The organism is Streptomyces sp. NPDC001315, from assembly GCF_042896175.1.
Lineage (GTDB): Bacteria > Actinomycetota > Actinomycetes > Streptomycetales > Streptomycetaceae > Streptomyces.
On the sequence record NZ_JBIAWZ010000028.1, the window covers coordinates 14,906 to 34,826 of the forward strand.

The 19,921-nt window shown below is 71.8% G+C and carries 21 protein-coding genes, 1 pseudogene and 1 riboswitch; of the genes and pseudogenes, 12 read left to right on the forward strand and 10 right to left on the reverse strand.

The window, feature by feature from the left end; genetic code table 11:
* The first annotated feature begins 46 nt into the window (after nucleotides 1-46).
* Complete coding sequence (locus tag ACFY16_RS38720) at nucleotides 47-1,348, forward strand: D-alanyl-D-alanine carboxypeptidase family protein (protein ID WP_390651926.1); 1,302 nt, start codon at nucleotides 47-49, stop codon at nucleotides 1,346-1,348.
* Here the strand turns inward: ACFY16_RS38720 and ACFY16_RS38725 are convergent.
* The 4 genes from ACFY16_RS38725 to ACFY16_RS38740 all read right to left on the reverse strand — a co-directional run bounded on the left by ACFY16_RS38725 (nucleotide 1,302) and on the right by ACFY16_RS38740 (nucleotide 4,222).
* Nucleotides 1,302-2,204, reverse strand: coding sequence for a YihY/virulence factor BrkB family protein (locus ACFY16_RS38725; RefSeq protein ID WP_390651927.1), 903 nt, complete (start codon nucleotides 2,202-2,204; stop codon nucleotides 1,302-1,304). The two genes, ACFY16_RS38720 and ACFY16_RS38725, sit on opposite strands and share 47 nt — an antisense overlap.
* The gene (locus ACFY16_RS38730; RefSeq protein ID WP_390651989.1) at nucleotides 2,192-2,653 is read right to left on the reverse strand and encodes a GtrA family protein; all 462 of its coding nucleotides are present in this window, start codon (nucleotides 2,651-2,653) and stop codon (nucleotides 2,192-2,194) included. The genes ACFY16_RS38725 and ACFY16_RS38730 overlap by 13 nt, the downstream gene beginning before the upstream one ends.
* Before the next feature lie 83 nt (nucleotides 2,654-2,736).
* Complete coding sequence (locus ACFY16_RS38735; protein WP_390651928.1) at nucleotides 2,737-3,720, reverse strand: decaprenyl-phosphate phosphoribosyltransferase; 984 nt, start codon at nucleotides 3,718-3,720, stop codon at nucleotides 2,737-2,739.
* Nucleotides 3,713-4,222 (reverse strand): phosphatase PAP2 family protein, encoded by a 510-nt coding sequence (locus ACFY16_RS38740; RefSeq protein ID WP_390651990.1) that lies wholly within the window; start codon nucleotides 4,220-4,222, stop codon nucleotides 3,713-3,715. Before ACFY16_RS38740 ends, ACFY16_RS38735 begins: the two co-directional genes overlap by 8 nt.
* A gap of 151 nt (nucleotides 4,223-4,373) precedes the next feature.
* Here ACFY16_RS38740 and ACFY16_RS38745 point away from each other — a divergent pair, with 151 nt between their 5' ends.
* Complete coding sequence (locus ACFY16_RS38745) at nucleotides 4,374-5,729, forward strand: FAD-binding protein (RefSeq protein ID WP_390651929.1); 1,356 nt, start codon at nucleotides 4,374-4,376, stop codon at nucleotides 5,727-5,729.
* A 36-nt stretch (nucleotides 5,730-5,765) separates the two neighbouring features.
* Nucleotides 5,766-6,521 (forward strand): decaprenylphospho-beta-D-erythro-pentofuranosid-2-ulose 2-reductase, encoded by a 756-nt coding sequence (locus ACFY16_RS38750; protein WP_390651930.1) that lies wholly within the window; start codon nucleotides 5,766-5,768, stop codon nucleotides 6,519-6,521.
* A 47-nt stretch (nucleotides 6,522-6,568) separates the two neighbouring features.
* Here ACFY16_RS38750 and ACFY16_RS38755 read toward each other — a convergent pair whose 3' ends face one another.
* Nucleotides 6,569-7,147, reverse strand: a complete 579-nt coding sequence (locus tag ACFY16_RS38755; protein WP_390651931.1) for a 2'-5' RNA ligase family protein — start codon at nucleotides 7,145-7,147, stop codon at nucleotides 6,569-6,571.
* A 158-nt stretch (nucleotides 7,148-7,305) separates the two neighbouring features.
* Nucleotides 7,306-8,316: a tryptophan--tRNA ligase gene (trpS, locus tag ACFY16_RS38760; RefSeq protein ID WP_390651991.1), complete on the reverse strand. Its 1,011-nt coding sequence runs from the start codon at nucleotides 8,314-8,316 to the stop codon at nucleotides 7,306-7,308.
* Nucleotides 8,317-8,462: 146 nt separating this feature from the next.
* Here trpS and ACFY16_RS38765 point away from each other — a divergent pair, with 146 nt between their 5' ends.
* The 4 genes from ACFY16_RS38765 (at nucleotide 8,463) to ACFY16_RS38780 (ending at nucleotide 11,537) form a co-directional block, all read left to right on the forward strand.
* Nucleotides 8,463-9,074, forward strand: coding sequence for an RNA polymerase sigma factor (locus tag ACFY16_RS38765; protein WP_390651932.1), 612 nt, complete (start codon nucleotides 8,463-8,465; stop codon nucleotides 9,072-9,074).
* Nucleotides 9,061-9,969 (forward strand): hypothetical protein, encoded by a 909-nt coding sequence (locus ACFY16_RS38770; protein ID WP_390651933.1) that lies wholly within the window; start codon nucleotides 9,061-9,063, stop codon nucleotides 9,967-9,969. Before ACFY16_RS38765 ends, ACFY16_RS38770 begins: the two co-directional genes overlap by 14 nt.
* A 99-nt stretch (nucleotides 9,970-10,068) precedes the next feature.
* Entirely contained in the window at nucleotides 10,069-10,788 is a 720-nt protein-coding gene (locus ACFY16_RS38775) for a hypothetical protein (RefSeq protein WP_390651934.1), read from the forward strand.
* A gap of 29 nt (nucleotides 10,789-10,817) precedes the next feature.
* On the forward strand, nucleotides 10,818-11,537 hold the full coding sequence (locus tag ACFY16_RS38780; RefSeq protein ID WP_390651935.1) for a hypothetical protein: 720 nt from the start codon (nucleotides 10,818-10,820) through the stop codon (nucleotides 11,535-11,537).
* A 21-nt stretch (nucleotides 11,538-11,558) separates the two neighbouring features.
* Here ACFY16_RS38780 and ACFY16_RS38785 read toward each other — a convergent pair whose 3' ends face one another.
* Nucleotides 11,559-13,013: a glycine hydroxymethyltransferase gene (locus tag ACFY16_RS38785; protein WP_390651936.1), complete on the reverse strand. Its 1,455-nt coding sequence runs from the start codon at nucleotides 13,011-13,013 to the stop codon at nucleotides 11,559-11,561.
* Between the two features lie 40 nt (nucleotides 13,014-13,053).
* Nucleotides 13,054-13,142: riboswitch (ZMP/ZTP riboswitch) on the reverse strand.
* Nucleotides 13,143-13,233: 91 nt separating this feature from the next.
* Here ACFY16_RS38785 and rocD point away from each other — a divergent pair.
* Entirely contained in the window at nucleotides 13,234-14,439 is a 1,206-nt protein-coding gene (rocD, locus tag ACFY16_RS38790) for an ornithine--oxo-acid transaminase (RefSeq protein ID WP_390651937.1), read from the forward strand.
* Nucleotides 14,440-14,474: 35 nt separating this feature from the next.
* Here rocD and ACFY16_RS38795 read toward each other — a convergent pair whose 3' ends face one another.
* Together ACFY16_RS38795 and ACFY16_RS38800 are read right to left on the reverse strand one after the other, a co-directional pair.
* Nucleotides 14,475-15,689, reverse strand: a complete 1,215-nt coding sequence (locus ACFY16_RS38795) for a glutathionylspermidine synthase family protein (RefSeq protein ID WP_390651938.1) — start codon at nucleotides 15,687-15,689, stop codon at nucleotides 14,475-14,477.
* Nucleotides 15,690-15,783: 94 nt separating this feature from the next.
* Nucleotides 15,784-16,161 (reverse strand): hypothetical protein, encoded by a 378-nt coding sequence (locus ACFY16_RS38800; RefSeq protein ID WP_390651939.1) that lies wholly within the window; start codon nucleotides 16,159-16,161, stop codon nucleotides 15,784-15,786.
* Between the two features lie 132 nt (nucleotides 16,162-16,293).
* On the opposite strand from ACFY16_RS38800, the gene ACFY16_RS38805 reads away from it, so the two are divergent.
* Nucleotides 16,294-17,157, forward strand: a complete 864-nt coding sequence (locus ACFY16_RS38805; RefSeq protein WP_390651992.1) for a DMT family transporter — start codon at nucleotides 16,294-16,296, stop codon at nucleotides 17,155-17,157.
* Between the two features lie 210 nt (nucleotides 17,158-17,367).
* Here ACFY16_RS38805 and ACFY16_RS38810 read toward each other — a convergent pair whose 3' ends face one another.
* Entirely contained in the window at nucleotides 17,368-18,750 is a 1,383-nt protein-coding gene (locus ACFY16_RS38810; RefSeq protein WP_390651940.1) for a PLP-dependent aminotransferase family protein, read from the reverse strand.
* Between the two features lie 47 nt (nucleotides 18,751-18,797).
* On the opposite strand from ACFY16_RS38810, the gene ACFY16_RS38815 reads away from it, so the two are divergent.
* The 3 genes and pseudogenes from ACFY16_RS38815 to ACFY16_RS38825 all read left to right on the forward strand — a co-directional run.
* Nucleotides 18,798-19,307, forward strand: coding sequence for a carboxymuconolactone decarboxylase family protein (locus tag ACFY16_RS38815; protein WP_390651941.1), 510 nt, complete (start codon nucleotides 18,798-18,800; stop codon nucleotides 19,305-19,307).
* Nucleotides 19,304-19,753, forward strand: a complete 450-nt coding sequence (locus ACFY16_RS38820; RefSeq protein WP_390651942.1) for a carboxymuconolactone decarboxylase family protein — start codon at nucleotides 19,304-19,306, stop codon at nucleotides 19,751-19,753. Before ACFY16_RS38815 ends, ACFY16_RS38820 begins: the two co-directional genes overlap by 4 nt.
* Nucleotides 19,750-19,911: pseudogene (locus ACFY16_RS38825) on the forward strand (isocitrate lyase/phosphoenolpyruvate mutase family protein); the annotation flags it as partial. The gene ACFY16_RS38820 and the pseudogene ACFY16_RS38825, both read left to right, overlap by 4 nt.
* Nucleotides 19,912-19,921 lie beyond the last annotated feature (10 nt).

Genomic DNA, 19,921 nt, shown 5'->3' on the forward strand with positions numbered 1-19,921 from the left:
GGTGGGTGCTGGGAGTTCGCGGGGTGTGGCATGTACCTTCTCGCTCGTGCCCGCACCCCAGAAGACCGTCAGGCGACCCCTGCTGGTCACCTCCGCGACCTTGTTGTCCCTCGCACTCACCGCGCCCGTCTCCTTCGCGGCCCCGAGCCCGTCGACGAGCCCGTCGGCCACTCCCTCGACCAGTCCGTCGGCCACTCCCCCGGTGAACATGTCGAGCGTGGGCGGTGTGCAGCTCGGCCGGGCGGGGACGCAGGTGAATCTGGGCAGCGGCGCCCCCGTCCTGCCGAAGGGCCTGACCGCGCGCTCCTGGATCGTCGCCGACGCCGAGTCCGGCGAGGTGCTCGCCGCGAACAACGCCCACTGGCGGCTGCCCCCGGCGAGCACGCTGAAGATGCTGTTCGCCGACACCCTGCTGCCGAAGTTCCCGAGCACCCAGAAGCACAAGGTCACCTCCGCCGACCTGGCGGGCATCGGGTCCGGCTCCAGCATGGTCGGGATAAAGGAGAACGAGACCTACACGGTCCACGACCTGTGGCTCGGCGTCTTCCTGCGTTCCGGGAACGACGCCGTGCACGTGCTGTCGTCGATGAACCAGGGCGTCGGCAACACCGTCAAGGAGATGAACGAGCACGCCGAGGAGCTCCAGGCGCTCGACACGTACGTGGTGACCCCGGACGGCTACGACGCCGGCGGGCAGGTCTCCTCCGCGTACGACCTGACGCTGTTCGCCCGCTCGGGGCTGCAGAAGAAGGACTTCCGGGAGTACTGCTCGACCGTGCGGGCCGAGTTCCCGGGCGGGACGACGAAGAACGACAAGGGCAAGACGGTCCGCGAGACCTTCGAGATCCAGAACACCAACCGGCTGCTCAGCGGCGACAGCGACATCTCGGTCTACCAGGGCATCGCGGGCGTCAAGAACGGCAACACCACCAACGCGGGCGCCACCTTCACCGGCGTCGCCGAGCGCAACGGCCGGGTGCTGCTCGTCACGGTCATGAACCCGGAGAAGAGCGAGCACAACGAGGTCTACAAGGAGACCGCGAAGCTCTTCGACTGGGGCTTCAAGGCGGCGGGCAAGGTGCAGCCGGTGGGTGAACTGGTGGCCCCGAAGGGCACCGCCCAGGCCAGCACCCGGCCGGTTGCCACCGCCTCGGCCGGTGAGGCCGGCGGCGCCGACAGCGGCGCGGGGTCCGCGAAGCCGGTGGCCGCGTCCTCGGCCGAGGACGGCGCCGGCGGCATCGGGACCGCGTTGGCCGTCACCGGCGGGCTGCTGGTGCTGCTCGCGGTCGGGGCGTTCCTGATCAACCGCCGGTGGCCGCTGCCCGATCTGGTGCGTCGCCGCCGCTGACCTCGATGTCCTTGCTCTGCGTCGCCGTCCAGGAGGCGCAGAACAACACCAGCTTCGCGGTGAAATTGATCCACAGCAGCAGGGCGACGGGGACACCGAACGCCCCGTACATGCTCTTGGTGGCCACGCCCTGCATATAGCCGCTCAGCAGCAGCTTCAGCAGCTCGAAGCCGACCGCGCCGATCAGCGCGGCGACGAGGAGGCGGCGGCGCGGCGGTTCGACGCCGGGCAGCAGGGTGAGGACGTACAGGAGCAGCAGGAAGTCGGCGAGTACGGCGACGGCGAACGCGGCGATCCGCAGCAGGACGCTGCCCCAGCCCTGCTCGGCGAGCCCCAGTTGCCGGGAACTCCAGCCGACGGCGGCGGAGGCGACGGTGGAGGCGCCGAGCGTGACCAGCACGGCGCCGCCGAGGCCGACGAGGACGCCGGCGTCCTTGGCCTTGCGCAGGAGGGGGTTCTCCTCGCTGTCGGGCAGCTCCCACACGGCGCGCAGACAGTCGCGCATCTGACCGACCCAGCCGATGCCGGTGAAGAGCAGGACGGCGCCGGCGATGAGACCGACGGTGCCAGCGTTCTGGATCAGGGCGTTCAGGTTGAGCTGGTCGGAGATGCCAGGGACCTGCTCGGCGATCTTGTCCTGCAGCGTCTTCTGCTGTTCGGTGCTGAGCGTGGCGGCGGCGATCGCGGCGGCCACCGTCAGCAGTGGGAAGAGCGCGACAAAGCTGATGAACGTCATCGCGGCGGCGAGCCGCGTCCACTTCACCCGGTCGAGACGCTCGTACGAGCGCCACGCGTGCGTGGCCATCAGGCGCGTGGCCAACGGCCCGATCCCGGGGAGCTTCTTCAGCCAGTCCATGGTCCGACCCTGCCCTCGTTGCGGAAGACCAGTGTCCTGGTACCCCAGAACCGCAGGAGCGTGGCCAGCGCCATGCCGATTCCCGCACCGGACACGGTGTCCGCGCGCTGAGAGGTGAGGCCGAGGCCGTAGTGGCTCACGGTCAGGCACAGCAGCTGGACCAGCGCGCCGGCGACGTTCACCGCGAGGAAGACGGCGTACTGGCGCCAGGGGGAGCCGCCGCGGCCCCGGTACGTGCCGAGCGCGTTGCCCGCGTAGGCGACGGTGCAGCCGGCGGCGAAGGACAGTGCCTTGGCGGTGAGCGGGTCGAGGGCGGCGGGGCCGCGCAGGTATGTGAAGAGGGCCAGGTCGGCCGCGTAGGCGAAGAAGCCGACGGTGACGAAGCCGAGGAGTTCGCGGCGCGGCACGGAGCCGACGGCGGCGAAGCTCAGGAGTTTGCGGCGCGGCACGGAGCCGACGGCGGCGGAGCACAGGGGGTCGCGGCGCGGCGGAGGGCTCGTCGGTCGTTTCGCCGGCCGTCTCACCGGCCGTCCTACCAATTGGCCACCGCCAGCCCGTACATCGCGAGCCAGACCAGGCCGATGACGGCGAGCGCGCGGTCGCGCAGGACGACCTCCTCGGGTTCGCCCGCGGTGCCGCGGTCGGCGAAGACGGCGTAGCGCAGGACGGCCAGGATGAAGGCGACCATCGACAGCTGGCGCCAGGGCAGCAGGCCGGTGTGCGGGACCCCGCCCTCCTCCAGCGCCCACAGGCAGTAGCCGAGGACGGCGACTCCGGCGGCCAGCTGCCAGACGAAGCGCAGGTAGCCGGTGGTGTACTCGGTGAGCAACGCGCGCGTGGCGCCGGCTTTTCCGGCCATCTGGACCGCTTCGGAGTAGCGCTTGGCCGCCACCATGAACAGCGCGCCGAAGCCGGTCGTGATCAGGAACCAGCGTGAGAGCGGGATGCCGAGCGCGAGCCCGCCGACCATCGCCCGCATCAGGAAGCCGGTCGTGACGACGGCGAGGTCCACGACGAGGACGTGCTTGAGGCTGACGCAGTACGCCAGTTGCATGCCGATGTACGCCGTCAGCAGCGCCGCGACGGCGGGCGAGGTCAGCCAGGCCGCGGCGGCCGGCACCAGGACGGCCAGGACGGCTCCTGCGGCGTACGCGACCGGCACCGGGACCTGCCCGGCGGCGACCGGGCGGTGGCGCTTGGTGGGGTGGGCACGGTCGGCCTCGGCGTCGCGGGCGTCGTTGACCAGGTAGACACCGGCGGCGCAGGCGGTGAACAGGATGAAGACCAGGGCGAGTTGGGTGAGGGCGTGGACGGAGAAGAGCCGGCCGGCGGCGGCCGGGGCGGCGACGACCAGGACGTTCTTGACCCACTGTTTGGGGCGCGCCGTCCTGAGGAGGCCGTGCAGGAGAGCGCCCTCGCGTGGGCGTGGCGTGGGCCGCCCGCCCCGGGTGCGCTGCTCGAGGAGGGACGTCTCCGTGGAGCGGGCCGTGCCCGGAAGAGGCGCTGTCTCAGTCATGGGCACCCCTGGTCATCCAACGCGCCCCCAGACGCGCCGTGAGCGCTCCCAGGGCGGCGCCCGCCGCCACGTCCGAGGGGTAGTGGACGCCGACGACCAGGCGCGAGAGGCACATCGCGGCGGCGAGCGGCGGGACGGCGTACGCGCCCAGCGTTCCGTAGGCGACGGCGGCTGCCGCGGCGGAGGTCGCGTGCGAGCTGGGAAAGGAGTGCCGTCCGACAGTGCGTACGAGGGGCTCGACGTGCGCGGGGCGCGGACGGCGCACGACCCTCTTCACACCCATGCTGACGATGTGCGCGCCCATGGTGAGCGCTGTTCCGCGCAACCAGGCACCGCGTCGCGCGCCGTCCACGGCGGCTCCCGCGAGGCCCGCCGCGACCCACAGCGCGCCGTGCTCCCCAGCCCGGGAGAGGGCCCGGGCGGCATCCGCGACGCGCGGGTCCGCGCCGAGGGTGCGGAGCGCCGAAAGCATTCGGTGGTCGAGGTCGTCTCGGTGGTCCATGTGGTCCATGTGGTCCATGTGGATTCACTGTTCACGCCGATACCGCTGTAACTCCGGCAATATTGAGCGACATCCCATTAATCACCCATTTCGGGGAGGATACCTATGTTCCAGAACTAATCCCTTATACAAGGGCGATACGGTCACCGACATGTCTGTCGACACCGTTTCCGTCACGGGATGGGGCCGCACCGCTCCCTCCGCAGCCCGTCTGATCCGGCCCAGGACGTACGAGGAGGCCGCGGCCGCCGTCCGGGACTGCGGGGCTCGCGGTGGCATCCCCAGGGGCTTGGGACGGGCGTACGGAGACGCGGCGCAGAACGCCGGCGGGGCGGTGTTCGACATGACCGGCCTGGACCGCGTCCACGCGATCGACGCCGACGGCGGAACCGTGCTGTGCGACGCGGGCGTCTCCCTGCACCGGCTGATGCAGGTCCTGCTGCCGCTCGGCTGGTTCGTACCGGTGACCCCCGGCACGCGTCATGTGACGGTCGGCGGGGCCATCGGCGCGGACATCCACGGCAAGAACCACCACGTGTCGGGCTCCTTCTCCCGCCATGTGCTGTCGCTGGAACTGCTCACCGCGGACGGCTCGATCCACACGGTGAGCCACGGCACCCCTCTGTTCGACGCGACCGCGGGCGGCATGGGCCTGACCGGAGTGATCCTCACCGCCACCCTTCGACTCCAGCCCGTCGAGACCTCGCTGATGTCGGTCGACACCGAGCGCGCCACGGACCTCGACGACCTGATGGCACGCCTGACGGCCACCGACCACCTGTACCGCTACTCGGTCGCGTGGATCGACCTGGTGGCGCGCGGTGCGGCGACGGGCCGCGCGGTGCTGACGCGCGGCGACCACGCGCCGCTGGACGCGCTGCCCGAAGGCGCACGCGCGCGTAGGGACCCGTTCTCCTTCCGGCCGTTCCAGCTGCCGGCCGCGCCCACCTTCCTGCCGGAGGGATTGCTCAACCGGAGGACCGTGGGATTGTTCAACGAACTCTGGTACCGGAAGGCGCCACGCGCGCGTACCGGCGAACTGCAGAAGATCTCCGCCTTCTTCCACCCCCTGGACGGGGTCCCCCACTGGAACCGGATCTACGGCCGCGGCGGCTTCGTGCAGTACCAGTTCGTCCTCGGACACGGCCAGGAGGAGGCCCTGCGCCGGATCGTGCACCGCATCGCACGGCATCGCTGCCCGTCCTTCCTGGCCGTCCTCAAGCGCTTCGGCGAAGCCGACCCGGGCTGGCTCTCCTTCCCCGTCCCCGGCTGGACCCTCGCCCTGGACATTCCGGCCGGGCTGCCCGGCCTCGGCGCCTTCCTCGACGAACTGGACACCCAGGTCGCCGCCGCGGACGGCCGCGTCTACCTCGCCAAGGACTCCCGGCTGCGGCCCGAGCTGCTCGGCGCGATGTACCCGCGGCTCGCCGACTTCCGCGAACTGCGCGCGGAGCTCGACCCCCGCGGAGTCTTCACGTCCGACCTGTCCCGGCGCCTCGGCCTCTGAGAACCGATCCATCGCTTGGAATCGCTAGGAGCTGTCATGAAGGACGCTTTCGGAATCCCCCAGTCCCTGCTCGTCCTCGGCGGTGCGTCGGAGATCGCGCTGGCCACCACGCGCCGCCTCGTCGCCCGCCGCACCCGCACGGTATGGCTGGCCGGACGCCCGTCCCCCGCCCTCGACCAGACCGCGGCACAGCTGCGCGCGCTGGGCGCCGACGTCCACACCGTCGCCTTCGACGCGCTCGACCCCGACTCCCACGAGACCGTGCTCGGCAAGGTCTTCGCGGAGGGCGACATCGACATGGTCCTGCTCGCCTTCGGCGTCCTCGGTGACCAGGCGCACGACGAGCGTGAACCGGTGAACGCGGTGCGCGTCGCGCAGACCAACTACACGGGCGCGGTGTCCGCCGGACTGGTCAGCGCCCGGGCGCTGCAGGCCCAGGGCCACGGCTCGCTCGTCGTGCTCTCCTCCGTCGCCGGCGAGCGCGCCCGCCGCTCGAACTTCATCTACGGCTCCAGCAAGGCCGGCCTGGACACCTTCGCCCAGGGCCTGGGCGACGCACTGCACGGCACCGGCGTGCACGTCATGGTCGTACGCCCCGGGTTCGTCCGGTCGAAGATGACCGCCGGACTGGAGGAGGCACCGCTCGCGACGACACCGGAAGCGGTCGCGACGGCCATCGAGCTGGGACTGCGCCGACGCTCGGAGATCGTGTGGGTGCCGGGAGCGCTGCGCCTGGTGATGTCGGCGCTGCGGCACCTGCCGCGATCGGTGTTCCGACGGCTGCCGGTGTAGCGGCGGCTGCCGGTGGCTGCCGGAAGGACAGGTTCTGGGGGTGGGCCCTAGCCCGTGGGGATGGAGCCGCGCTCCACGTGGCTCCCCTGCGGCGGCACCACCGTTCCCCCGAAGGGGAACTCCCGCAGCTTGCGCCACACGCCGTCGGCGCCCTGCTCGTACAGGGCGAAGCCGGTGCACGGCCACTCGGCCTCGTAGCCGGCGAGCTCCTCGAAGGCGCGGTCCATGGCCGCGTCGTCGATGCCGTGCGCCACCGTGACGTGCGGGTGGTACGGGAACTGCAGTTCCCGCGCCACCGGCCCGGAGGCCGCGCGGACCTGCTGCTGCAGCCAGGTACAGGCCTCGGCGCCCGTGACGATCCGCACATACACCACCGGCGACACGGGCCGGAAGGTGCCGGTGCCGGACAGCCGCATCGGGAAGGGACGGCCGATGCCCGCGACCTCGATCAGGTGCGCCTCGACCGCGGGGACCAGGCCGGCGTCGACCTCTGTCGGGGGCAGCAGGGTGACGTGCGTGGGGATGCCGTGAGCCGCGGCGTCGCCGAAGCCCGCGCGCAGCTCCTGGAGCCGGCTGCCGTGAGGCTCCGGGACCGCGATCGACACGCCGATCGTTACGGTCCCCACGTCATCTCCTGTCGTCGTCTCGGGTGTACGCCGGGTACGTGCCGGGTTTGTTCTCAGCCGTCCGGCTATCGACTGTAAGGCCACGGCTGCGCCGTGGGCAGGCGCAGCCGTAGTGATGTGCAGCGCTCTGCCCAGTGGTGCGTGTGCCGTGGTACGCCTCAGTGCTTGGCGGGCAGGAATCCGACCCTGTCGTACGTCTGGGAGAGGGTTTCCGCGGCGACGGAGCGTGCCTTCTCCGCGCCCTTGGCCAGGATCGAGTCCAGCGTCTCCGGGTCGTCCAGGTACTGCTGGGTGCGCTCCCGGAACGGCGTCACGAACTCGACCATGACCTCGGCGAGGTCCGTCTTGAGCGCACCGTAGCCCTTGCCGTCGTACTTCTCTTCCAGTTCGGTGATACCCGCCCCGGTGAGGGTCGAATAGATGGAGAGCAGGTTGCTCACGCCCGGCTTGTTCTCCGGGTCGAAGCGGATGACGGTGTCGGTGTCGGTGACCGCGCTCTTGACCTTCTTGGCGGTGGCCCTGGGCTCGTCGAGGAGGTTGATGAGGCCCTTCGGCGTGGACGCCGACTTGCTCATCTTGATCGACGGGTCCTGAAGGTCGTAGATCTTCGCCGTCTCCTTGAGGATGTACGGCTTCGGGACGGTGAAGGTCGGGCCGAAGCGGCCGTTGAAGCGCTCGGCGAGGTCGCGGGTGAGCTCGATGTGCTGGCGCTGGTCCTCGCCGACCGGGACCTCGTTCGCCTGGTAGAGCAGGATGTCGGCGACCTGGAGGACCGGGTACGTGAACAGACCGACGGACGCCCGGTCGGCGCCCTGCCTGGCGGACTTGTCCTTGAACTGGGTCATGCGGGAGGCCTCGCCGAAGCCGGTGAGGCAGTTCATGACCCAGGCGAGCTGGGCGTGCTCGGGCACGTGGCTCTGCACGAAGAGCGTGCAGCGCTCCGGGTCGAGACCGGCCGCGAGGAGCTGGGCGGCGGCCAGACGGGTGTTGGCGCGCAGCTCCGCCGGGTCCTGCGGAACCGTGATCGCGTGCAGGTCGACGACCATGTAGAACGCGTCGTGGGACTCCTGCAGGGCCACCCACTGGCGGACGGCGCCGAGGTAGTTGCCGAGGTGGAACGAGCCTGCGGTGGGCTGGATTCCGGAGAGCACACGCAAACTACTCGACATGGCGGAGCCGTTCCTCTGAGGGTGGTGGTGGGTGACGGGCAGGCGATCAGAGGCCATGCTCACCATTCTCTCAGGTCCGGCGGGCCGATCCGGAACTGGTCCGAAACAGATGGGAACCGATCCGCCTCCCGCGGTGTAACAACAATGTGAGGACGCGGGAGGGGGGCCGCATCGTCGATGAGGCCGCGGTGATCGCACGCGTACGCGCCGGAGAGCCGGAGGCGTACGCGGAGCTGGTGCGGGCCCATACGGGCATCGCTCTGCGGGCGGCCGCGGCGCTCGGGGCGAGTGCGGACGCGGAGGACGTGGTGCAGCAGGCCTTCGTGAAGGCCTACTGCTCGCTGGGGCGGTTCAGGGACGGCGCGGCGTTCAAGCCGTGGCTGCTCGCGATCGTCGCCAATGAGACGAGGAACACAGTGCGGACAGCGGCGCGGCAGCGCACGCTCGCCGGCCGGGAGGCGGCCTTCGCGGAGGCGGAGCCGCTGATACCGGAGTCCGCGGACCCGGCGATGGCGACGTTGGAGACGGAGCGCCGCTCGGCGCTGCTGGCCGCCCTGGAGAAGCTGAGCGAGGAACACCGCCTGGTCGTCACCTACCGCTATCTCCTGGAGATGGACGAGCCCGAGACCGCCCAGGCGCTGGGCTGGCCCCGCGGCACGGTGAAGTCCCGGCTCAACCGCGCGCTGCGCAAGCTGGGCGGGTTGCTGCCGGAATTCCAGCCGCGGGAAGGGCGGAAAGGGGGTGATGAGCGTGAATGAGTCGTACGACGGTGAGGGCACCGGCGGCGAGCCGCGTGAGCGTGTCTCTCGGTTGCCGGAGGAGCTGCGGGCGCTGGGGCGGTCGCTGGACGTGCCGGACGCGACCGGGGCCGAGTCGATGGTCGAACGGGTGCTGCAGCAGATACTCGCCGAGGCGGTCCCGGTCCCGGTGGCCGAGCCGCCGGGGGCCGGCGAGCGGCTGCGGGCGGTCCGGCGCTGGACACGGGCGCGGTGGCGCTCCCTGACGGCGGCGCTGTGCGGCCTGCTGACGGTCCTCGCGCTCACGCCCCCGGTGCGGGCCGCGGTCATCGACTGGTTCGACTTCGGGGGCGTCGAGGTGCGGTACGACCCGTCGGCGGTGCCCTCGCCGGGCGCCGAGGTCCCTGGCTGCGGCCGCTCGGTGTCACTCGCGCAGGCCGAGCGCCTGGCCGGGTTCGAGCCGCTGGTGCCGGGGGCACTCGGCGTGCCGGACGCGGTGACCGTGACCGGTGAGCCACGGGGGCGGTCCCTGATGACGCTGTGCTGGCGCGAGCACGGGCAGGTAATACGGCTGGACGAATATCCGGCGGGCCTGGACGTCGGCTTCACCAAGAGCGCGCGCGAGCGGCCGGAGTGGATCTCGATGGGCGGGACGCCCGGTGCCGACGGCGTGGTGGACGTCGCCCTGTGGTTCCCGCGGCCGCATCTGTTGAGCTTCTGGCTGGTGGCCCCGGACGGGGACCACTACACGCGCACGAAGAGGACGGCCGGGCCGACGCTGCTGTGGCCCCACAGAACCGAAGCCGGGGAGGTGACGATCCGGTTGGAGGGGGTGGCGTCGAAGGCACGGGCGGTGGAGATCGCGAAGTCCGTCGGGCAGTGGCCGGAGGACTCCGCGAAGAAGTCCTCGAAATAGTGCCCGCGGGGTGGGAACCCCGGCCGGTCGGGCGGTGTACCAGAAGTGACACGCGGCTCGCGGGCGGGCCGCTCGGTACCGGACTGGTTGGGGGATGGGATGCGCAGGTGGAGGGGCAGGACACGTGAACTGACCGCGTTGATGGGGGCGTTGGCGGTGGCGCTGGCCCTGATGGTGTGGGGCGCGTCGTCCGCCTTGGCCGGTGGGCCTACGAGCGTGCTGGTGACCTCGCCTGCGAGCGGGGAGGCCACCGCGCTGTACTACTCCGACAAGGAGTACGACCAGTTGCAACAACTGCTGGGCCCCACCAACAGCGGCACCCGTGACAAGCCGCCCGAGGCCGACCTGGTCCGAGCACGTCAGATCAACGTCACCTGGATGGCGCACGACATAGCGCCGTGGCGGATGGACCAGGTCTTCCCCGTCGAGTCCAAGCCCGGGGCCGTCTGGATCCACACGGCGGCCAATGTGCCCGAGTCGCCGAACGGCTACTGGCACCGCGCCGACCACCCCGCCCAACTGCGCGCCCTCCTCACCGAGCTGAGCGTGATGGGCAAAGTCACGGGCGAGGGCTACACCGGCATCTTCCCGGCGCCCTGGCAGTCGGAGCCGTCGGCCGCCACCACTCCCGACACGAAGACGACCACGCTGCGGACCGGCACACCGGCGACGGACGGCGGCATCGACTGGTGGTGGGGCCTGCCGGGCGCGGCGGCCGGAGCCGTGCTGGCGCTGCTCCTGCGACCGCTCGTCGCGCGACTGCCGCTGGACCGTCTGAGGCGGGAGCCGGGTCCGCGGCAGGAACTGCGGGACGTATGACGCCCTGCACGGGGCCGGGAGGGGGACGAATGGCACGGCAATGGAGACGGACGAAAGTACGGCTCGCCGCTCTCGTACCGGTGACAGCGGCGGTGGTCTTGTGCGGACTGCCGACGCCCGACGCGGCGGCGCAGGCGCGTTGGCCGGACCGGGACGTCCCGGATCTGGCGTTGATCGTCGCGGGCGGCTCGGGGCGGACGACGGTGGCGCGCTCCGGGGAGACGGTCTTCGCCGGCCTGTGGCAGTTGCTGCAGCCGACGTACACCGGGACGGAGCGGGTGCCGGATGCCTGGGCGGAAGGCCGTCATCCGCCGGTGCGCATGACCGTGGTCTGGGGGCTGACGGGTGTCGGCGGCTGGCCGCAGACGAACCGGCCGCCAGGCGGTGACGTGGCCGTCGAGCGGCAGGACCAGCTGGTCGTGGCGGCGGACGGCACGCCCTGGGTGCGCTCGGATCCTGCGCCGGACGTGGACGACGACGACATCCGCTGGCACCGGGCGCCACGCTCGGTCTTCGTGCGACTCGACCGGGAGGGAGTGCTCGACAGCGTCGGCGACGGGCCCGCTGGAAGCGGGGCCGCCGGGCACGAGGCCGGCCGGGCCGCAAGCAGTGCCTGGTGGGCCGTGCCCGGCCTGGCCGCGGGGTTCGCAGCCGGCGTCGGCGGCTCGCTGCTGATACGCCGCGCGGCGGCCCGGCACGGAGCCGGACCGCCGCGGGAGGAACCACGCCAGGAGCTGATCGATCTTTAGCCCCTCGCCGGGAACGGGGTGTCAGGCGCCGAGGTCGATCTCCGGGTACAGCGGGAAGCCCGACACGAGGTCGGTGGCGCGGCGGGAGATCTCGTCCGCGATCTTCGGGTCGAGGACGTGCTGGGCCTTGGAGGGGGCGCCCTTGGAGGTGGTGCCGGGCTCGGTGGTGGTCAGGACGCGGTCGATGAGGCCGGCGACCTCGTCCATCTCGGCGGTGCCCAGGCCACGGGTGGTCAGGGCGGGGGTGCCGATGCGGATGCCGGAGGTGTACCAGGCGCCGTTGGGGTCGGCCGGGATGGCGTTGCGGTTGGTGACGATGCCGGACTCGAGCAGGGCTGCCTCGGCCTGGCGGCCGGTGAGTCCGTAGGAGGAGGTGACGTCGATCAGGTTGAGGTGGTTGTCCGTACCGCCGGTCACGAGCCTGGCGCCCCGCCGCATGAGGCCTTCCGCCAGCGCCCGGGAGTTGTCGACGATGCGCTGGGCGTAGTCCTGGAAGGCGGGCTGACGCGCCTCGGCGAGGGCAACGGCCTTGGCGGCCATGACGTGCGGGAGCGGGCCGCCGAGGACCATCGGGCAGCCGCGGTCGACCTGGTCCTTGAGGGAGTCGTCGCACAGGACCATGCCGCCGCGCGGACCGCGCAGCGACTTGTGGGTGGTCGTGGTGACGATCTGGGCGTGCGGGACCGGGTCGAAGTCGCCGGTGAGGACCTTGCCGGCGACCAGGCCCGCGAAGTGCGCCATGTCGACCATGAGCGTGGCACCGACCTCGTCGGCGATCTCGCGCATGACGCGGAAGTTCACGAGACGGGGGTAGGCGGAGTAGCCGGCCACGATGATCAGCGGCTTGAACTCGCGGGCAGAGGTGCGCAGGGCCTCGTAGTCGATCAGGCCGGTGGCCGGGTCGGTGCCGTAGGAGCGCTGGTCGAACATCTTGCCGGAGATGTTCGGGCGGAAGCCATGGGTGAGGTGGCCACCGGCGTCCAGGGACATGCCGAGCATGCGCTGGTTGCCGAAGGCGCGGCGCAGTTCGGCCCAGTCGGCCTCGGAGAGGTCGTTGACCTGGCGGACGCCGGCCTTCTCCAGGGCGGGAGCCTCGACGCGCTGGGCGAGGACGGCCCAGAAGGCGACGAGGTTGGCGTCGATGCCGGAGTGCGGCTGGACGTAGGCGTGGCGGGCGCCGAACAGCTCCTTGGCGTGTTCGGCGGCGAGGGACTCGACGGTGTCGACGTTGCGACAGCCGGCGTAGAAGCGGCGGCCCACGGTGCCCTCGGCGTACTTGTCGCTGAACCAGTTGCCCATGGCCAGGAGGGTGGCCGGGGAGGCGTAGTTCTCGGAGGCGATCAGCTTGAGCATCTCGCGCTGGTCGGCGACCTCCTGGCCGATGGCGTCGGCGACGCGCGGCTCGACGGCGCGGATCACGTCGAGGGCGGCGCGGAAGGCGGTGGACTCGGTGGAGAGGGGCTGCTGCTCTGTCATCTCGGCCTCCGGGCGGCGTGGCTTGCACGGTCACGGTTCACGGGTCGGCCCAGGCGCACGGCACTGATCATTCACAGGCCGCTCCCCGATGGTCCGTCCCATCCCAGCGCGCCAGTCACGGCCTGCCGGAAAGCCTACCGGGCGCGTCGCGGGGCCAAGGTCCCGCGTCCACCATGCGAGCGACGATAGGAAGGGGGTGAGCCTGACTTCTGGAGATCCCGTGACCGCTACAGAATCGCTGATCGCCGCTGCTGAGGCGCACAGCGCGCACAACTACCACCCACTGCCGGTCGTCGTGGCCACGGCGGACGGCGCCTGGATGACGGACATCGAGGGACGCCGCTATCTGGATCTGCTGGCCGGTTACTCGGCGCTCAACTTCGGGCACGGCAACCGGCGGCTGATCGAGGCGGCGAAGGCACAACTGGAACGGGTGACGCTGACATCCCGGGCGTTCTACCACGACCGGTTCGGGGCGTTCTGCACGGAGCTCGCCGAGCTGTGCGGGATGGAGATGGTGCTGCCGATGAACACGGGCGTGGAGGCGGTGGAGACGGCCGTGAAAACGGCCCGGAAGTGGGGCTACCGGGTCAAGGGTGTGCCGGGCGAGATGGCGAAGATCGTGGTCGCGGGCAACAACTTCCACGGCCGTACGACGACGGTCATCAGCTTCTCGACCGACCCGGAGGCGCGGGCCGACTTCGGGCCGTACACGCCGGGCTTCGAGATCGTGCCCTACGGGGATCTCACGGCGATGCGGGCGGCGCTGACCGAGAACACGGTGGCCGTGCTGCTCGAGCCGATCCAGGGTGAGGCGGGGGTGCTGGTGCCGCCGGCCGGTTATCTGCCGGCGGTGCGGGAGCTGACGCGGGAGCGGAACGTGCTGTTCGTCGCCGACGAGATCCAGTCGGGGCTGGGCAGGACGGGGCGGACGTTCGCGTGCGAGCACGAGGGCGTGGTGCCCGATGTGTATGTGCTGGGCAAGGCGCTGGGCGGCGGGATCGTGCCGGTGTCGGCGGTGGTGTCGAACGCCGGGGTGCTGGGGGTGTTCCGGCCCGAGGAGCACGGGTCGACGTTCGGCGGGAATCCGCTGGCCTGCGCGGTGGCGCTGGAGGTGATCGCCATGCTGCGGTCGGGCGAGTACCAGGCGCGGGCCACCGAGCTGGGCGGGCATCTGCTCCGGGAGCTGGCCACGCTGACCGGCACCGGGCGGGTGACGGCGGTACGCGGGCGCGGACTGTGGGCCGGCGTCGACATCGCTCCGGCGTACGGGACGGGCCGGGCGGTCTCCGAGAGGCTGATGGACCGGGGTGTCCTGGTGAAGGACACGCACGGCTCGACGATCAGGATCGCGCCGCCGCTGGTGATCGGGAAGGAGGACCTGGACTGGGGGCTCGATCAGCTGCGGGCCGTGCTGGGCCTGTAGACCGCCCTGCTGGACGGGGCCTGCCGGATGGGCGCTCAGAGGATCACGTGCGGCAGGAAGCGGGCGTACTCGTCGGTGATCAGGCCGGCGGACTCGCGGATGCCCAGGCCGGCGGACTCGTCCCCGACGACCCAGGCACCGAGGACGACGTGGTTGCCGTCGAAGGCGGGGAGGGGGGCCAGTTCCTGGTAGCAGCAGGGTTCGTCCCGGAGGACCGCAGCGGTGTCGGCGTCAGTGGCGGTGCCGATGCCGGTGCCGGGCTTGTGGACCGTCACTCCGGCGCCCTCGCGGCCGAGGAGAGGCTTGGCCACGTAGCCGGTCGTGGCCGCCAGCTCGCGAGGACCGTCGAGGTAGGAGGGGAGCAGGTTGGGGTGGCCCGGGAAGAGCTCCCAGAGGATCGCCAGCAGCGCCTTGTTGCTGAGGAGCATCTTCCAGGCGGGCTCGATCCAGAGGGTCGTGCCGGTGCCGCCGCCGTTGTCCAGGGTGTCGAGGACGTGGTCGGCGAAGCGGTCGGTGGTGAGCCACTCCCACGGGTAGAGCTTGAAGCAGCTGCGGATGAAGCGCAGCCGGTTGTCGACGAAGCGGCCGGAGAGCGGGTCCCAGCCGATCTCCTCCATGGGGATCCAGGCGGTGTCCAGGCCCGCCTGCTCGGCGGTCTCCTTCAGGTAGGCGACCGTCATCAGGTCCTCGCCGAGTTCGTCGGCGGTGGAGTGCGCGAAGTACAGGGGGTAGCCCGGCGAGAGGAGGGGGCCCTGCTTCTTCCAGGCGGCGACGAGGCGTTCGTGGAGGGAGTTCCACTGGTCGGCGCCGGGGAAGCGGTCCTCCATCCAGAACCACTGGGGTGAGGCCGCCTCGACGAGGGAGGTCGGCGTGTCGGCGTTGTACTCCAGGAGCTTGGCCGGGCCGGTGCCGTCGTAGCGGAGGTCGAAGCGGCCGTAGACGGAGGGGAGTTCGGCGCGACGGCGCCAGGCCTCGGCGACCGTGGCCGCCACACGCGGGTCGGTGATGCCGAGGTCGGCGAAGCGGTCGGCGGTGACGATGTGGTCCGCCGCCGCCAGGCACATGCGGTGGAGTTCCTCGACGACGTCTTCGAGCGCCTCGACCTCCTCCAGGGTGAACGCATAGTAGGCGCTCTCGTCCCAGTAGGGGCGCAGGGAGTCGTCGGGGTGGCGGGTGAGCGGGTAGACGAGCCCCTGCTCCTCGACAGTCTGCTGCCAGCCGGGGCGGGGCTCGATGGTGCGGCGTTCCATGGCGTGCGTTCCCGTGTGTCCGGTGCGTTCGGTGATTCCGTGCGTTCAGCGCGTCCCGTGCGTTCAGCGCGTCCCCGCGCGTCCCGTGGTCCGCTCAGCCGCCGCCGCTGCCGGAGCCCGAGCAGCCGAAGCCACCGCGGTCGACGGCTTCGCTGCGGCTGAAGGTGCCGTAGTCGGCGTACTTGCCGCTGACGTCGGAGTCGTAGTACCAGGCGGCGTCGACGTTCTTGCCCGTGCCGGTGCCGGTCTTCTTGCCGCTCTTGCCGGCCTTGGAGGTCGACGAGGAGCCTGAGGAGCTCGACTTGCAGTTCTTGTCGGCGATGATCCGGTAGCCGTCGAGGGTGTCGTAGCTGTCGCGGTCCACACACCGGCGGTCGGGCTCGGATCCGCAGGAGGTCAGGGCCGCCGCGATGACTCCCATCCCGCCGAGCACGACCGTGCTCGACCGCAGCCGTCTGCGTGTCTGCGCCATGTGGTGTCTCCCCGTTGCCCGGCCCGCCGCTCGGCGGGCTGTTCTGGCGGTCAGCCTAGAGATCGGTGAGAGAACTCGTGCAGGAGCCCCCTTCTCCAGTCCCTCCCCTACAGTCACTTCGTGCTCTTTGGGATGGTGTGCGCGCTCGGCGCGGCGGTCTGCTTCGGTACGGCCACGGTGTTGCAGGCGATGGCCGCGCGGACGGCCGCGGCCTCCGGCGGCGGGGAGGCGGCGCTGCTGTTGCGGGCGCTGCGGCAGTGGCGGTACCTGGCGGGGCTCGCGCTGGACGGACTCGGGTTCCTGTTGCAGATCGCGGCGCTGCGCTCGATCCCGATCTACGCCGTCGGCGCGGCGCTGGCCTCGAGTCTCGCCGTGACGGCGGTGGTCGCGGCGCGGCTGCTGCGGGTGCGGCTGAGCCGGGTCGAGTGGGGCGCGGTGGGGGTGGTGTGCGCGGGTCTGGCGATGCTGGGGCTGGCGTCCGGGCCGGAGGGCGAGGGGGCCGGGTCGACCGCGCTGAAGTACGCGATGCTCGCCGCGTCCGGGGCCGTGCTGCTGCTGGGGCTGGTGGCGGGGCGGCTCCCGGAGCGCGGGCGGGCCCTGCTGCTCGGGCTGGGCGCGGGCTTCGGGTTCGGGGTCGTCGAGGTGACGGTCCGGCTCATCGACGACCTCTCCCCCGGCGCGCTGCTCGCCGATCCGGCGACGTACGCGCTGCTGCTCGGCGGCGGCGCCGCGTTTCTGCTGCTGACGTCGGCGTTGCAGCGCGGCTCGGTGACGACGGCCACCGCGGGGATGGTGATCGGGGAGACGATCGGGCCCGCGGCGGTGGGGGTGGTGTGGCTCGGGGACCGTACGCGTGAGGGCCTCGCCTGGCTGGCGGTCCTGGGTTTCGCGGTCGCGGTGGCGGGTGCGCTGGCGCTGGCGCGGTTCGGGGAGGCACCGCAGGAGACAGCGGCGCAACCGCGTGCGGTGCCCTCGCGCCCCGGGGTTTTCCCCTGACCCTTCCCTGAGGTCGCGTCCCCGCGGCGCCCCCTGGCGTTCGACTGCACGGCCGGAGAGCCGGCCGGAAGAAAAGGGGGCCAATCATGGGGCCGAACGACGCCCGGATCGTGCGTGTGTCCAGCCGCGAACCCAAGGGCCCGATCGCGGACTTCACCTGGACCCGAAGACCGACGCCGAGATCGGGACAGGCATCCGTCCGACACCGCCCTACGGCAGCACCCGGCACAGCGCCTCCAGTGTGCCCGCCCACGCGTGGTCCGACGGGGTGCCGTAGCCGACGACGAGGGCGTCCAGGGGCTCGGTGGTGGCCAGGTCGTGGCGGAAGCCGGCCAGGCCCTGGACGGCCAGCCCCTGCCAGGCGGCCGCCCGGATCACCGACTCCTCGGTGCCGGGCGGGAGTTGGACGACGACGTGCAGGCCGGCGGCGATGCCGGTGACGCGGACGTCCGGTGCGCGGTCGGCGAGAGCCGCGACGAGGGCGTCGCGGCGGCGCCGGTAGCGCTGGCGGGCGGCGCGCACATGGCGGTCGTAGGCGCCGGAGGTGATGAACTCGGCAAGGGTCAGCTGGTCCAGGACGCCGGTGGACGCGCCGCGGGCCGCGACGACCTCGGGGGCCAGGGACGGGGGCAGCACCATCCAGCCCAGGCGCAGGCCGGGGGCGAGGGACTTGCTGGCCGTGCCCAGGTAGACCACGTGCTCGGGGTCGAGGTCCTGCAGCGCGCCGACGGGCTGGCGGTCGTAGCGGAACTCGCCGTCGTAGTCGTCCTCCAGGATCAGGCCGTCGGTGCGGCGGGCCCAGTCGACCACGGCGGCCCGGCGCTCGGGGCGCAGGGCCACGCCCATCGGGAACTGGTGCGCCGGGGTCAGCAGTACCGCCCGCACCCCGGCCATGTCCTCGGTGCGGGTGCCGAGCTCGTCGAAGGGGAGCGGGATCGTGCGCAGGCCGGTGCGCTCGACGAGGTCGCGGTGCACGTCCAGGCCGTACGACTCGACGGCCAGCGTGCGCAGCCCGCGGGCGTGCAGTACCTCGCCGAGCAGCCGCAGCCCCCGGGCGAACCCGGAGCAGATGACGATGCGGTCGGGGGTCGTGCGTACGCCCCGGGCCCGGGAGAGGTAGGCGGCGAGCGCGGTACGCAGTTCGACGCGGCCGCGGGGGTCGCCGTAGCCGAGGGCGTCGTTCGGGGCGGCGGTGAGGGCGCGGCGGGCGGCCTTGAGCCACTCGGTGCGTGGGAAGGAGGCGAGGTCCGGGGTGCCCGCGACGAGGCTGTACGCGGGGCGGCCGGGCCGGCGCGGATGGGGTGCGGGACGGTCGGGCGGCCGGGGTACGGCGCGTTCTGCGACCCGGGTGCCGGAGCCCTGGCGTGCGGTCAGCCAGCCCTCGGCGACCAGGTCGGCGTAGGCGTCGGCGACCGTGTTGCGGGCGATGCCCAGGTCGGCGGCGAGGGAACGGGAGGACGGCAGCCGGGTGCCGGGGGCCAGGCGGCCGCCGCGGACCGCCTCGCGCAGGGCGTCGGTCAGGCCGCGCCGCAGGCCCGGTCCGGTCGGTTCGAGATGCAGGTCGACACCGAAAGTGGCCCAGGATTCTGCCATGGAAATGGACCATACTCCTGGGCTGCCTCGCTCCTAGGGTCGAGGGCATGACGACGCACGACGACATCACGACGACCGACGAGTACGCCCCCGAACAGCCGCCCCGGATGTCCTGGGCCAAGCACGCCCCCGAGGTCTACCGGACGCTGGTCCGCCTCGACGCGGCCGCCAAGCAGGGCCTCGACCCGAGGCTGGTGGAGCTGGTGCGGCTGCGCGCCTCCTCGCTCAACCACTGCGCGTTCTGCCTCGACATGCACACGAGGGACGCGCTCGCGGCCGGCGAGAGCGTCCACCGCATCGTGCAGCTGACCGCGTGGGAGGAGTCGAAGCACTTCTACACGGAGAAGGAACTCGCGGCGATCGAGCTGACCGAGGCGGTCACGGTCCTGACGGACGGGTTCGTGCCGGACGAGGTGTACGAGAAGGCCGCCAAGCACTTCGAGGAGGCGGAGCTGGCGCAGCTCATCGCCACGATCGCGGTGATCAACGCGTGGAACCGGTTCGGCGTGACCACGCGTGCGGTGCCGGGTCACTACAAGGCGGGCGACTTCAAGTGACGGAACGTACGTCGCTCCTCGACCGCGAGGTCGGCAAGGCCATGTCCACGCTCAGCGCGGCCGCGAAGAAGGGCCTCGGCGACCCCGGTCTCGCCGAACTGGTCGTGATCCGGGCCTCGCAGCTCAACCACTGCGCCTTCTGTCTCGACCTGCACCTCGCCATCGCCCGCAAGCACGGGGTGAGCGAGAAGCAGCTCGATCTGCTGAGCGCCTGGGAGGAGGCCGGGGACGACGTCTACGACGACCGGGAGCGGGCGGCGCTCGCGCTGACGGAGGCGGTGACGGTCCTGACCGACGGGTTCGTGCCCGACGGGGTGTACGAGCAGGCCGCCAGGCGTTTCGACAACGGCCGGCTCGCTCACCTCATCGGTCTGATCGTCGCCATCAACAACTGGAACCGGGTGATGGTCAGCCGCCGTGTCCCGCCGGGGGGCTACCAGACGTGAGCAACGTCGACACCTTCCGCGCGCTGCGCCGCCGGCGGTCCCCGGGCGACCCTCTCGTCCCGCCCGGACCCCGGGACGCGGCGGGCGCCCGGGGCTTCGCCGGGGCCGGTTTCCCGGCGCCGGCGACGCCCAGCGCCGGGGTCGCCGCCTCGCTGGGACTGGATCACT